13 protein-coding genes are annotated in these 13,528 nt (G+C 66.3%); 10 read left to right on the top strand and 3 right to left on the bottom strand.

Translation table 11 applies throughout. From position 1 onward, the window contains the following. Positions 1-57 precede the first annotated feature (57 nt). From QZV97_RS03370 to QZV97_RS03340, 7 genes are all read left to right on the top strand, one after another. Complete coding sequence (locus QZV97_RS03370; protein ID WP_295638424.1) at positions 58-1,455, top strand: aldehyde dehydrogenase family protein; 1,398 nt, start codon at positions 58-60, stop codon at positions 1,453-1,455. Next, positions 1,456-2,280, top strand: a complete 825-nt coding sequence (eutJ, locus tag QZV97_RS03365) for an ethanolamine utilization protein EutJ (RefSeq protein ID WP_295638421.1) — start codon at positions 1,456-1,458, stop codon at positions 2,278-2,280. It begins immediately after the preceding gene. Positions 2,281-2,325: 45 nt separating this feature from the next. Then, the gene (locus QZV97_RS03360; RefSeq protein WP_295638419.1) at positions 2,326-2,901 is read left to right on the top strand and encodes a BMC domain-containing protein; all 576 of its coding nucleotides are present in this window, start codon (positions 2,326-2,328) and stop codon (positions 2,899-2,901) included. Positions 2,902-2,909: 8 nt separating this feature from the next. After that, the gene (locus QZV97_RS03355) at positions 2,910-4,199 is read left to right on the top strand and encodes a malate dehydrogenase (RefSeq protein ID WP_295638416.1); all 1,290 of its coding nucleotides are present in this window, start codon (positions 2,910-2,912) and stop codon (positions 4,197-4,199) included. Positions 4,200-4,236: 37 nt separating this feature from the next. Continuing rightward, positions 4,237-4,398, top strand: a complete 162-nt coding sequence (locus QZV97_RS03350) for a hypothetical protein (protein ID WP_295638414.1) — start codon at positions 4,237-4,239, stop codon at positions 4,396-4,398. Positions 4,399-4,542: 144 nt separating this feature from the next. Continuing rightward, positions 4,543-5,580, top strand: a complete 1,038-nt coding sequence (locus QZV97_RS03345) for an alcohol dehydrogenase catalytic domain-containing protein (protein WP_295638412.1) — start codon at positions 4,543-4,545, stop codon at positions 5,578-5,580. A gap of 34 nt (positions 5,581-5,614) precedes the next feature. Then, complete coding sequence (locus QZV97_RS03340) at positions 5,615-7,837, top strand: helix-turn-helix domain-containing protein (RefSeq protein ID WP_295638409.1); 2,223 nt, start codon at positions 5,615-5,617, stop codon at positions 7,835-7,837. Between the two features lie 287 nt (positions 7,838-8,124). Here QZV97_RS03340 and QZV97_RS03335 read toward each other — a convergent pair whose 3' ends face one another. From QZV97_RS03335 to QZV97_RS03325, 3 genes are all read right to left on the bottom strand, one after another. Next, positions 8,125-9,180 carry a hypothetical protein gene (locus QZV97_RS03335; protein ID WP_295638407.1) on the bottom strand — a complete coding sequence of 352 codons (1,056 nt, stop codon included), beginning with the start codon at positions 9,178-9,180 and terminating at the stop codon, positions 8,125-8,127. Further along, on the bottom strand, positions 9,177-9,530 hold the full coding sequence (locus QZV97_RS03330) for a DUF4224 domain-containing protein (protein ID WP_295638405.1): 354 nt from the start codon (positions 9,528-9,530) through the stop codon (positions 9,177-9,179). The genes QZV97_RS03335 and QZV97_RS03330 overlap by 4 nt, the downstream gene beginning before the upstream one ends. Positions 9,531-10,188: 658 nt before the next feature. Then, the gene (locus QZV97_RS03325; protein WP_295638403.1) at positions 10,189-10,971 is read right to left on the bottom strand and encodes a hypothetical protein; all 783 of its coding nucleotides are present in this window, start codon (positions 10,969-10,971) and stop codon (positions 10,189-10,191) included. A gap of 61 nt (positions 10,972-11,032) precedes the next feature. On the opposite strand from QZV97_RS03325, the gene QZV97_RS03320 reads away from it, so the two are divergent. The 3 genes from QZV97_RS03320 to QZV97_RS03310 are packed head-to-tail and all read left to right on the top strand — an operon-like array spanning position 11,033 to position 13,333. Continuing rightward, positions 11,033-11,305, top strand: coding sequence for a hypothetical protein (locus QZV97_RS03320; RefSeq protein WP_295638401.1), 273 nt, complete (start codon positions 11,033-11,035; stop codon positions 11,303-11,305). Next, a complete protein-coding gene (locus QZV97_RS03315; RefSeq protein ID WP_295638399.1) occupies positions 11,295-11,942 on the top strand; it encodes a phage integrase family protein in 648 nt (215 codons plus the stop codon). Before QZV97_RS03320 ends, QZV97_RS03315 begins: the two co-directional genes overlap by 11 nt. Further along, positions 11,942-13,333 carry a tyrosine-type recombinase/integrase gene (locus tag QZV97_RS03310; protein WP_295638398.1) on the top strand — a complete coding sequence of 464 codons (1,392 nt, stop codon included), beginning with the start codon at positions 11,942-11,944 and terminating at the stop codon, positions 13,331-13,333. Before QZV97_RS03315 ends, QZV97_RS03310 begins: the two co-directional genes overlap by 1 nt. The last annotated feature ends 195 nt before the right edge of the window (positions 13,334-13,528 follow it).

Genomic DNA, 13,528 nt, shown 5'->3' with positions numbered 1-13,528 from the left:
GCGAAGACGTCGCCCGGCTTCGCGGGTTGCAGCGGCCGACGAGCAGCAGGTGACGATGTGACCGACTTCAACTTCCTAGATCCAGAACTCGTGGCGATCGGCGAGGCGCGCACCAAGGCGCAGCTCGCCCGCCAAGCCTTCGAGGCCTTCCAGGGTGTCACCCAGGAGCAGGCCGACCGAATCGTCGATGCCATGGGCCATGCTGCCGAGGTGGCCGCGGCGGAACTGGCGCGCTTGGCAGTCGACGAGACCGGCTACGGGGTGTACGAGCACAAGATCCTCAAGAACCTCTACAACGCCAAGTTCTGCGCTCATGCGATGAAGAAGATGCGCACCCTGGGCGTGCTGTGGACCGACGAGGTGGCACGCGTTACGGCGATCGGCGCGCCGATGGGCGTGATCGCCGCGATCATCCCGGTGACAAACCCCACCTCGACGACGATCTTCAAGTGCCTGGCGGCGGTCAAGTCGGGCAACGCGATCGTCTGCGCGCCGCATCCGCGGGCGGCGAAGTGTTGCGTTCGGACCGTGGAGATCATGGCCGAGGCGGCCGAGCGCGCCGGCGCGCCGATCGGCCTGCTGCAGTGCCTGTCTGGCGGCCAGCTGCCCGCTACGCGCGAGCTGATGGCGCACCGCGACACCGCGCTCGTGATGGCGACCGGCGGGGCTGCGATGGTCCGGGCTGCCTACTCCTCGGGCAAGCCGACGCTGGCCGTCGGCGCCGGCAACGTCCCGGTCTACATCCATCGTTCGGTGGCGGACGTGTCGGAAGCGGCGCTGATGGTCATCACGTCGAAGTCGTTCGACAACGGGACTGCCTGCGTTGCGGAGCAGTCGGTCGTGCTCGATGAGCCGATCGCCGACGCCGCCATCAAGGCCTTCGAGCAGCACGGCACCGTGTTCCTCGACGCCGAGCAGCAGCGCCGGCTAACCGAGCTGCTGTTTATCGGGCGCGGGGCGCTCAATCCGGAGGCTGTGGGTCAAACCGCGACCGAGCTGGCCCGGCGCATCGGCATGACCGTGCCACCCGGGACGAAGGTGCTCGGCGCCGCGCTGGACGACGTGGGTCCGCAGACACCGCTGTCAGCCGAGATCCTCGGACCCGTGCTGTCGTTCTATCGGACACGCGATCTTGGCGCCGCACATCAGCGCTGCCGCGAGGTGCTGGCCTTCGGCGGTGAGGGCCACACGCTCGGTCTGCACGGCCAGGACGCGGAGATGGTGGCGCGCATGTCGGACCTGCCGGCCTCGCGCATCGTCGTCAACACGCCGAGCCTGCTCGGTGGCATGGGGTTCAGCGCCGGCACCGACCCGTCGTTCATGCTGGGTACTGGCACCTGGAGCGGCTCGATCGTGTCGGACAACGTGACGCCGATGCACCTCATCAACATCAAGCGCGTCGCCCACCAGAACCGCCCCTGGCGCGACATCTACCTGCCGACGATGGGGCTGTAGATGCTCATGCGAACCGAGACCGACACTGGCTTGGCGCGTGTGCAGCGCTTCCTGGACGGCGCCGCTGCGCGTCTGCGCAAACCGTCGACGCCGCAGGTGCCGCTGCGCTTCGGGGTGGACCTCGGCACGGCGACCGTCGTGATCGCTGCCGTGGACGCGCAGGGTGAGCCTGTGTACTGGGATTTCATCAGCGCCCAGGTCGTCCGCGACGGAGTCGTGGTCGACTTTCATGGCGCAGTGCAGGCGGTACGGCAGCTGAAGGCCAGCAGTGAAGCGGCACTCGGGATGGAGATCGAAGCAGCGGCAACCGCGCATCCGCCGGCAGTGCCGGTGAGTGACTGCCGTGCCTGTGCCTTCGTGCTGCAGCAGGCGGGGATCGACTGTCGCAGCCTCGTCGACGAGGTCACTGCGGCGAACGCCATCCTGCAAGTCAAAGATGGTGCGGTCGTGGACGTGGGTGGCGGCTCGACCGGCGTCGGCGTCTTCCGTGGCGGCGAACTCGCCACCCTGAGCGACTTCGCAGGTGGCGGCCATCACCTCGATCTGATCCTCGCCGGCGCACTGAAGCTTCCCGTCGAGGCCGCCGAGGTCCACAAGCGCGAGCACGGGGCAGAGGTCATGCAACTGCTGCGTCCGGGCATTGAGCGCGTAGCCGAGTCCGTCCGGCGCCAATGCGCTGGACGGGACCCCGGCACAGTCTACTTGGCGGGCGGCGCCCTGCAGATCCCTGGCGCCGATGCCGTCATCGCGCGCTATCTCGGCTGGAAGGTCCAGGGCTATGCACACGCCGAGTTGATCACTCCATTTGGAATTGCACTGAGCTGAGCCATGGATAACTTTCAACTGCGCACCTACGCCTTCGTCGACCGCATGCAGCCGCAAGCGGCGGCGCACGTCGCCGCCACCTGCCAGGGCGACGTCCCCGTGGCCGGCATGTCCGAGCTCTACATCGAGGTGGCTCCGGGCAACGAGATCTTCCGCTGCGCCGATATCGCTCTGAAGGCGGCTGACGTGAGGCCGGCTCTGCAGGTCGTCGAGCGGGAGTTCGGTCTGCTGGAGATCCACTCGCGAACGCAGGCCGAGGTGCAGGCCGCCGGTCAAGCGGTGCTCGAGCACCTGAAGCTCACCGAGGCGGACCGGGTCAAACCGAAGGTCGCCTCGTCGATGTTCGTGACGAACGTCAACCCGTATCAGGCGCAGCTCATCAACAAGTGGCGCAAGGGCAACCTGCTCATTCCCGGACAAAGCCTGTACGTGCTCGAGGTGTCGCCGGCCGCCTATGTCTCGCTGGCCGCCAACGAAGCCGAGAAGGCAGCCGACATCACGATTGTCGAAGTGCGTGCGCTCGGCCGGTTCGGGCGGTTGTTCATCTCGGGCACCGAAAGCGACGTGCAGGCAGCCGCTGCCGCGGCCATCGCTTGCATCGAGCAGCTGGAGGGCAAGTGATGGCTCGCATGCTGACTGCCGCCGACGTCGAAGCCGCAGGTGGCAAGCTGATCCTCGCCGCAGGCGATCGCCTAACGCCGCTGGCACGCGATCGGGCCCGGGAACTCGGCATCGTCGTCGAAGCCGCAGGTTCGTCATCTGGCGCATCGACGCCGTCTGCCTTGCCGACGCGGACTTCGGCTCCAGTCGTGAAGTCCCCGGTTGCCGCGCCGGCCCCTGCGCCCGTGTCCGCCGCACGCCCGGCGACTCCGGTTGCGCCGCCCGCCGCCAGGGGTTCTCGGCCGCTGGTGCTGCCGCCGTCGGGTGCCCTGTATCGCCGCAATGCGTTGGGGCCGAGTGCACAACCTTCCCGAGCGGTCGACCGGCGGCCCAAGGCGGGCGTGGTCGGGGCCGGCCACGTGGGCGCCATGACGGCCCTGCGCTTGGCCGAAAGCGATCTCTTCTCGGAGGTGGCGCTCGTCGACGTGGTGCCGGGCCTGGCCGCTGGGCTCGCGCTGGACATGTGGCATGGCGCCGGCCTGTACGGCTTCTCCACGCGGCTGTCGGGCAGCGATGACCTCGTGGCACTGGCCGGTGCCGAGTACATCGTCATCACCGCCGGCAAGCCGCGCCAGCCGGGCATGAGTCGGACCGACCTGACGGCGGTGAATGCCGAGATCATGACGTCGGTGTGCCGCGGCATCCGCACGCATGCGCCGAACTCGACGCTCGTGATCGTGAGCAATCCGCTCGAGGAAATGACGCACCTGGCCGCGCAGCAGACCGGCTTCCCGGAAGAGCGCGTGCTCGGCATGGCGGGTGTGCTGGACTCGGCGCGTTTCTGCGCGCTCGTCGGCCTGACGGGCAAGGCGCGACCGCAGGAGGTCCGTGCAGTCGCGCTGGGCAGTCACGGTCCCGAGATGGTGATCCCGCTCAGCCAGGCCTTCGTCGGCGACCGACCGATCGAGTCGATGTTCGACGCCGAGACGCTCGAGGCCCTGGTCGAGCGGGCACGGGAGTCGGGTGGCGAGGTAGTCAAGCTGCTGCAAAAAGGCAGTGCGTACTTCTCGCCCGCCGAATCGGCCGTGACGATGGTGCGCGCGATGGTGCGCGACAGCGGCGAGGTCATCGCCGCGTGCGTGCGCTCGCGCGGCGCCTATGGGGCGGTGGACACGCGTGTCGGGCTGCCCGTGCGGCTGCACCGTCGCGGTCTCAAGGAGATCGTTCCGCTGGCGCTGCGGCCGGCAGAACAGCAGGCGTTGCAGGATGCCGCCGCGCGGATCGCCGCGCGGATCGCCGAGCTCCCGGTCCCTTGCTGATTTCGGCCCCGCATTCGTGCGGCCGAAAGGAGACAGCATGACAAACGATCCGATGGGTCGCTGCAAAGAAGCACACGAGCGCAAGTTCGGTGGCCTTATCAGAGCACCGACGCTGTTGGCGATGCTGCTGCTGATGGCATGTCGGCTTCGGGTGGGGCTTCGCGCCCGGCTGGCACTTCGCAGCTCTCTATGGACGTGACTTGTCCATGCGCAACGGTCTGAAGGAGTCGGACCGCATCAATTTGCGCTTGCTGAAAGCATTCTGAGGCCCCTGGGCCACAATCAGTCCTGGCGTTCTCGAAACGTCGGGGCCAGTGCGGAAACCGCGTCGACCACAATTCTCATGCGAGCCGTCGTCTACAAGAGCCCCGGGCACGTCGAAGTCAGCGACGTCCCAGAACCGCACATTGCCGAGGCGACTGATGCTATCGTGAAGGTCACGCACGCCGGCATCTGCGGCACGGACTTGCATGTAGTGAAGGGCGACTTCGCGGGCATCACGCCGGGTGCGGTGATTGGACACGAATTCGTTGGCGAGGTCGTGGAAGTAGGTCGTGCAGTTCACCGAATTCGCTTGGGCGACAAGGTGATGTCTTCCGATTTCACTGCCTGCGGCCAGTGCCGCTGGTGCGATCGAGCCGAACACTGGCAGTGCACTGAGCGGGCCTTCTTCGGCACCGGCACCGCATTCGGCCCCAGCATCTCCGGAGCGCAGGCGGAGTACGTCCGGGTGCCGTTTGCCGACCAGACCCTGGGCCAGTTGCCGGAACAGTGTGCACCGGAAGCAGCCTTGCTGATGGGTGACAACCTCGCCACCGGCTGGGTCGCGATCGAGCGCGCTAGCACCCAAGCGGGGGACTTCGTCGTAGTTATCGGCGGCGGCGCGGTCGGCCAGCTCGCCGCATTGTCGGCGCAGGTGGCCGGTGCGGGGATTGTCGTGCTGGTCGAACCCAACGAAACGCGCAGGGCGTTCGCGACTGCCCAGGGATCCATCGCCGTGCATCCGGACGACGCCGCGGTGCTGGTGCGGAAACTGACGGATGGCGACGGTGCCGAGGTCGTCGTCGAGGCGGTCGGCGGCAATGGCCCGCTCGACTTCGCAATGTCGCTGGCGCGCGCGCGCGGACGCGTCGTCTCCGTGGGCGCGCACGTAGCAGAAAGCTGGGCCTTTCCAGTCGGCCGCGCGTTCAAGGACGAGATGACCCTCAGCTTCGCGATCGGCGACAGCATTCGCCTGCGTCGCAAGCTGTTGCGGCTGATCACCAGCGGAGCCTTCGATCCCACCGTGGTGGTGGACACACGTGGCCGACTGGCCGACGCGCCGGGGCTGTACGAACTGCTCGCCAAGCAGCAGCGCCTGAAGGCAGTGATGACCCCATGATCTGGCGCGCGCATAGCGGTGCAGACTCGGGGGCATGGGAAATCGATTCACCTCCAAGCGAACGCTGATGGCAGGCGCACTGGCGGGCGTTCTCGAGCCGATCGCGACTGCCGCGGCCCGTGGGCAGTACGACCTCCTGCTCGCGGAGGCCGAACGGGCTGTCGCCGAACTGCTCCCCGCCGCCCGCGGGCGCGTCATTCTGCGCACTGGCGGCGCCTGGCATGCCCCGTCAACGCTGGAACTTGTTAGCGACACACCGGGTCTGGATCTTCCCGGAGGACTCGAGACGCACGAAGCACCGCTGCGGGTGGGGAGGGGCGTGTTTGTCCCGGTTGCGCCCGGAGCGCTCGCTCTGCTGATCGAGGGTGATCCCGTCACGATCGAAGCCTCCGACTCTCTGGACGTGTTCTGCAGGTTCTTTGCGCTTGCTGTACAGACCTGTGAGCGTCAGCGGATCGCCGTCCAGAACCTCGACGAAGTGCAGGCGCTGCAACGGGTCGCCACCCGCATTCTCAAGAGCCACGATCTGAGCGAGATCCTGCTGCTAATCACGCAGGAGGCCAAGCAGCTGCTGTCGGCGGACATCTGCGGCGTTCTGCTGCGGCAGGACGACAGGATCGTCATGCGCCGCTGCGTCGGTAACCGCTCCCCGGAAACGGCGAACCTGCAGATGGGACCCGGGCAGGGGTTGGCCGGGCTCGTCCTAGCACACCGCAAGCCAGCTTCGGTCGAGGACTATGTCACCAGCGAAGCCATCAGCCGCGACTTCTTCCACCTAGCCGAGGCCGAGCTCGTTCGCTCGGCGTTGGCGGCCCCTCTGCTCGGACGAGACGACATCATCGGCGTGCTGGAGGTCTGGCGTCGTCGACCCTCGACATTCACGCCACAGGACACGACCCGGCTGACAGCGCTGGCGAATCTGACATCGATCGCCCTAGAGAACGCGGAACTCTACGCCGGGCAACGCCGCATGGTCGAGGAGTTGGGGCAGGCGCATGAAGCGCTCAACCAGCGCTTCGACGTCGTGCGCAGCGTCTCGAGCCTCACGCAGACACTTATGCTGCTGCTGCTCCAAGGCACCGGATTGAATGCGATCGTTTCTACCACGTCCACGACGCTGAAGACGGACGTGGCCGTCATCGACAGAGACGGCACACTGTTGGCATGGAGTGGTAGTGACCGGGCGCATGGCCTAGTCGCTGCAGTGGCCGCCGCCGTCGTCGCGCAAGGCGTCGCCACCGCGGGGCTGTCGATGACCCAGGGCGGCTTGTCCTGGCGAGTTCAACCCATCTTTGTCGAGGGCGAGGCAGTGGCCTGGATCCTCGGAACGCTCGACGACGCGCATCGCTCGGAGCTCATCGAGCTGACACTCACGCAAGTTGCGATCATCGCTGCTTTGCAGCGGCTGGAACAGCGATCGGCGAGCCGAGCACGATCGGAGTCGATCGACGCAACGTTGTGGGATTTGCTGCGCGCGGATGAGACCGCACGTGCGGCGGCCATCGACCGCGCGGCGGATCTCAAGCTGGATCTGGAGGGCCCGATGCGGCTCTACCTCTGCGAACTCGGCGCCACGGTTCCGGGATCTGCGCAGAGCTCGGGCTCTATCCTTCGGCAGAAGATCACACATGCCGTGCAGACCGTACGTGGCGAGAAGGCGCGCGCGATCGCATTGCAAGGCAGCTCGATCGCCGTGTTGTGTTCCGATCAGGCGCTCGACAACGCCGAACGTTTTGCTAAGGGTCTCGCAGAAGCCATCAGCGACGGTCTTGGTGGACGCCAGGTTGTGGTGGGTGGGAGCAGCCGCTGCCACGTTCCCCGTGCTCTCGCAATCGCATACCGGGAGGCGCAGATCGCGCTGGATGTCTCACGGCAGATGGGCAAGACCGCCTCGGTCGTGTACGACCGTGCAGGCGTAGTCGGCATGTTGCTGAGTCTGCGCCATGATGTCGGGATGCGGCGATTCCTGGAACTGAACCTTGGTGAGTTGCTGAACGAGGAACCGAAGCAGCGCGACCTCTTCTTGCAGACGCTGCGCGTCTACTTCGATGTGAACTGTTCACACGAAGCAGCGTCGCAGAAGCTTGGTGTGCACAGAAAGACGATTGCACACCGGCTTGGTCGAATCTCCGATCTGACGGGCCTGGATCTCAGTACGCACGACGACCGGTTGGTCGCGGACCTTTCGCTGTACGTCTTCCAGATGCTGAACAACGGTACAGCATCCGGCGATGCAGAGGATCGGCGCGTCAGGTAGTTGGTAAGCAACGAGATGGACGTCCACCTCCCGTTGAAGGCAGCAGCGTGCCAGAGTAGCATTCGACGGAAGAAGCCTCCGAACGGTGTCTGCAAGTTGACATAATAACCACGCCATCAAGGCTGCACCATTGAGGTGCAAACTGACGCCGGATGGCGCTTTGCCGTCGCAGTTGCTTGGGTGCTGAGAGCCTCGGCCCCCGGTTGCAGTTCCGGCGACGGTCTTGGGCGACTCGGCGACTCCGCAAGGTCCGGGGGGAGTGGTGCGAGCCGCGCGCCAGTAGGAATTCACGCGAGCGGCGTCACCTTGATCGTCTTGCGTCGGTCGTACACCGTGCGCATCGTCTGCGGGTTCTTATGGGTGTTCGGCTCGCGCTGCTGCTCGAGCATTTCGGACACGTATAGCGCGCGCAGGTCGTGCGCGCGGAACCAGCGGGCCGACTCCTTGCCTTCGGGCGCATAGGCGCGCATGAGCTTCTGCCAGAGGGCCTTGAAGCCGTGGTCTGTGTAGGTCTGGCCATCACGGTTGGCAAACAGAAAGCCAGACATGAGCGGCGGGCGGTTCTTCGCACGCCGGTGCTTGATCGACATGGCTTCCGCGATGACTTGGCGCAGCGTCGGGCTCCAGCCCACGAGGTAGAAGCGTTCGGCCTCGCCGGCCTTCGTCTTGTTGTCCTTCACGTTGATGCCCTGCTCGGTCATCGCCGTCTTGGGTAGGTGCAGAATCTCGCCGCGGCGCCGGCCGGTGAGCGCCACTGTGCAGCCGATGAGGGCGACGAGGTAGCTCGAGCCACCCTTGTTCTTCGCGAAGGCCAGGAACTCGTTCAGCTCTGCGATGGAGACCTTGCGTTGACGCGGCCTCTCCGGGTTGCGCCGATACCCGCGGCACGGGTTTATGTCGACGGCGCCAGATGACAGGCCATAGTTGAACGCCGACGACAGCGCGCTCATCTCCTTGTTCGCCCGCACGCCGTTGCCCTGCATGCGGCGCATCTTGAGGTACTTCGCGGCATCGCCCGGCTTGAAAGCCCGCGGGTGCATGTCGCCGAAGACCTTGCAGACGGTCTTCAAGCAAAGGTCGTAGTCGATCAACGTGTTTTCCCCGAGCGCTGTGTCGTCCCCATCGGCGCGCATCTGGCGCTGTTCGGCGAGGTAGCCATTGCACATGGCGCGGATGGTGGTTTCGGTGCCGGGGAGCTCGAGCAGCGCGGCGAGCTTGGCCTTTGCCTGCTGCTCGTCGTACCCGAGGGGAACGCGCTTGCCGCCCACGCGCGTCGAATACTGCGTCCGGCGCTTCCCGATGCGTGCATAGAGGTGCGGCGCTATCTTCACTTCCGCTGTCATGGCGTCATGCTTCCCATTAGCGCGGCCCAATTCGGCGAGCCACCGTCGATGTGCTCCCCGGTCGTCGCCAGCTTGCATCCCATCTTGGTCTCGTAGTGGGCGCGATCGACGCGGGGCTTGCCGAGTCGGTCGAGCCGGAACTTGAACCCGTTTTCCTTGAGCCAGCGCGCCTGCTCGGCGCCGCGCTTGTAGCCGGTGAGCTCGTGCAGTTGCTCGGGCGACAGCGTCAACCGCGACGAGCCCACGACAGCGTGCCCCAGTTGCTGAACTGGGGCGGGCGCTCGGGTGACACATGGGTTGTGTTTCGTTGAAGAATCCTCCAATGGCTGGGAGGACAGCAGCTGGTCCATAACGACCTCCAAGAGTCTGATGCCGACACGCGGGGCCGTCACACGCTTCAATTGAGCGCGGATCAGCAATGCGGCGCAGAGCACGTCAGCAGGGAAACAGGAACGAGCGGCAACACCGCCGAGCCGAGCGAACGGAGAACGATGCGCGCGTCGGCGAACGGCTCAGCAGTGCGCTGTTGCTAGATTCGAGCTTGGGGACGATAGGCCCCAACACTCTGCCGGTGCGAAGCAGCCGGCGCCTCGTCGGAGATCAAAACTCTTGTGCGGGTCACGACCGCTAACGGCTGCAAGTGGGGGCAGCGTCCGCGGAGCGTCGCGCTCCGCAACTGGCGAACCGACATGGTCCGACCGTCTGGGCATCTTATGTGAGGCACCCAGGTGCACGTCAAGGCGTCGCTTACACATGTCGCATGCACATGGGTCAGAGGTGCCCACGCGGCAATGGCGGGATGCAAGCAAGGACGGTATGCGCCCACGGCCCCGAAGCCTCTAGCGGCATGTTGATTACTCCCAATATCAACAAGCGTGATTCCCGCGGCCAAATGGCCCGGATTTCCGAGTAGACAGCGGCGCACTGCCGCGGACACTCGTTTCCGCTGCGACGCCGCGTGCCCCTTCTGCGCCGATCGTCGCCTGCACGACGATCGACAGCGGGGATTCAGTGACCTACGACTTCGAGATGCCGGGATTGGCGCAGGCTGTTGCGCGCATACCTGTGGAACCCAAGCACGCAGCGCTGCTCGACGCCGTGCGTTCGCACCGTTGCCTGAACAACGCCAAGGTCGGGGCATGGCGCAACGGCTCGTGGCTGTCGCAACGCAAGGTGGTTACGGCGGCCGGCGATTTGGTCGACGAGGACCATGAGGCGTGGCTGGAGCAGCAGTGCGCACTCGACGGCGGCAATCTGTCGCGCACCGTGCGCCGGCTGCGCGCGCTCGACTACCGGCTCACCGAGTGCGAAATCACGACGCTGTACCTGATCCACGACCGCGGCGGCCGGCAGCAGGACTTCGTGCAGCTCACGGTGCATCAGGAGGACGAGTTCATCGAGAGGCGGCTGTTCAGCATGCACGACACCAGCTGGCGTCGCTCGCCGAAAGACGTGAGCGATGTGGTCGGCGAGGCTGAGGACGGCGAGCGATTCGACGGCGAGACGAAGGTGCGCTTCCGCCCACCGGCCTATCGGCTCGCATGCGCGGTCGACTTCGCCGCGTTCCTGCAGGAGGCGGTCGCCGTCGAGGGCGCGCGCCGCCTGATGCAGCGACAGAGGGTCGTCATGGTGGCCGAGGTCTTCCCCGGCGAGGCGACCTCGGTCGCGCGCCCCATGACGGTGGGAGAGCTCTATCCTGAGGGCGGCAGGTTCGCCTGGGCGGGGCAGCGTCTCTTCGATGACTGGGCGTTCTCGAGCGCCGGGCGCAGCGGTGCGCGCCTGTGCGATCACTGGGTGTTCCAGACCGCGGACTACACGAGTCCTGCGCGCAAGCTCGCCGAGCGAGCGTTCGATGAGCTTCGTGCCGGTGTGGACCTTTCGCGCGAGGCTCGCCGAGGTGGCGCGCAGGCCGAGCAGCGTTCATGCGCTGTACGGCAAGCTCGAAACGATCGACCGACGTACCGGCGTGCCCTTCGGCTGGTACTTCTGGATGCTGCACGGCAATCGGGTGCACGACGCGGCTGGGCGCGCGATCCTCGAGGCCGCAGAAGCCGGGAAGATCGTGCTGCCCGAGCACGACTACATGACGCTGAAGAGCTGGTACGAGAGACCTTATGGCTTCTGATCTCGGCGCTGTTCATGTCGCGTCGCCGGCAAGGGCGCGCAAGCTGGGTCCGGCGCATTTCGCCTTCATGCGCGGCCTGGTGCAGGGTCTCCCGCTGCGAGAGACGTGGGACAGGTACCTGGGCGTCGAAGGATGCGCGACCGACCTGCGCGTCGTACGCACGACGATCGACTGGATCCGCGACGCATTCGCTGCGGCGGCACGGCGCGAAAGCCGGTTCGGGACCGCGCGACTGGTCTTGTTCGATGTCAGCCGCATGCCCGAAGCGGGGCCCAAGGTGCCGTCACTCGAGGAGTTCGCAGCGGCGCGCGGCATCGAAGACTTCTCGCAGGCCGAACAGATTGAAGCGTTCGAGGCCGAGTACGGGAGGGCCGGCGAGCGACAGACGCGCCGTGCGCGGCTGATCGAGAAGCAGCTCGACGCGCTGCGCTGGCTCGAGTCCCTGGTGGCGCAACCGCTGCGCGCCGGCGATGCGGTGTCCGCTTGGCTGAACCCGAGCATCGCACTGCGCCTGGAGGCCGCCGGCATCTTCACGCTGGCCCAGCTGCTGGAGCGGATCAATGGCGTTGGCCGTGGCTGGCCGGCATCGATCAGAGGCGTGGGGCAGGCGAAGGCCGAACGTGTTGTGCATGGCTGATGCAGAACCAGGCGACGATCGGCATCGCCGTCGGGCGGCACGTCGGGCTGCCGCGAACGTCACTGTCCTTGCACGAACTGCGGCAATTAGTCGGTCCGGCGACCGACATCCGACCGCTGGAGAAGCTTGTCGTGCCCGCCGAGCTCGACGGCAGCGGCGGCGCCTTTCGGCGGCCGCAGAGCCATTGCCTCTTGTCTGCGTCGAACGACTACGAGGCACTTCTCGCCTGGCTGCAGTCGAAGGCCGGCGTCACGCCGGAACAGCGAGACGCCGCGAAGGCGCGGCGCAGGGGGCGCGATGCGGGGATCGACGGTCCGATGGACTGGCTGCTCTACCTCTCCCACACCCAGGGCGCCTATCGCAAGGAGGGAGAGCGATTCCTGCTGTGGGCCGTCGTCGAAAGGCGCAAGCCGCTGTCGTCGATGACGACCGAGGACTGTGCCGCCTACCGCGCCTTCCTCGCCGATCCTCAGCCTCGTTCGCGCTGGTGCGCGCAACGCAACCGCGAGCGGTGGTCGCCGCTGTGGCGGCCCTTTGAAGGTCCGCTGTCGCTTGCCGCACAGCGCCAGGCCGTCACGATCCTCAAGAACCTCTACGCGTTCTGGGTCGATAAGAACTACGTGATGGGAAACCCGTGGACCGGCATCAGCGTGCCCCGATCGTCGCGGCCGCGCATGAACATCGGTCGGAGCCTGACCGTGGGGCAATGGCGGTTCGTGCTTGACCAGGCCGCCCGATTGCAGGGCACATCTAGTTCGCGGCGACTGCGGTTCGCACTGTCCCTGCTGTACGCGACCGGCCTGCGCCTTTCCGAAGCCGTCGCCGCCCGGGTCGATCACCTTGAGTGGGTCGAATACCCGCCGGATGACGAAGACAGCGAACATGTCGAGGGATGGGTGCTCAACGTCGTCGGCAAGGGCGGCCGGCTGCGCCAGGTGCCGGTCCCGATCGACGTCGTGCGCGAGCTGTCGAGCTATCTCGTGACGCGCGGACTGGACCCGAATCCGGACTCGACGAACAACGTCGGGGCCTTCCTGCTCGGCAAGGCGAGCGACATCGGCAACGTGGCGCCTGCGCTGCAGCCAAGCGGCGGAGTTGACCCGCGCGCCGGCATCGCGGCCAATACGCTCTACGACCAAGTCAAGCGATTCTTCGAGGGTTGCGCGCAGGTGCTTTCGACGCAGGGCGACTGCAAGAGCGCAGAACGCTTGGCGCGCGCGAGCATCCACTGGCTTCGACACAGCCATGCATCGCACTCGATCGCACGAGGCACCCGCGTCGAGATCGAGCAGCAGATCCTCGGGCATGCATCGCTGGCCACGACCACCGTCTATGTGACGACCGAGGGAAAGCGCCGCATGAAGGCGATCGCCTCCTTCTGGCAGCGATGACGATCCCGGGGCTGTAGCGGCTACCATGCCGCCGACGAGGAGCGCGAGTCATGGAAGCGCGCCGTTTTCATCCCAAGGGGAGGGTGCCATGGACCAACATCAGCGGCGGCGCAGCGCGCGAATGACGTGCGCGTTCGGATACCTCACGACGTCTCCTGTAGACGGTCTCCTCGACAGGCGGGAAGCGGAGCCCCA

Source organism: uncultured Methylibium sp., assembly GCF_902826655.1.
Classification (GTDB): Bacteria; Pseudomonadota; Gammaproteobacteria; order Burkholderiales; family Burkholderiaceae_C; genus Methylibium.
This window is presented reverse-complemented; position numbering and strand designations above follow the sequence as displayed.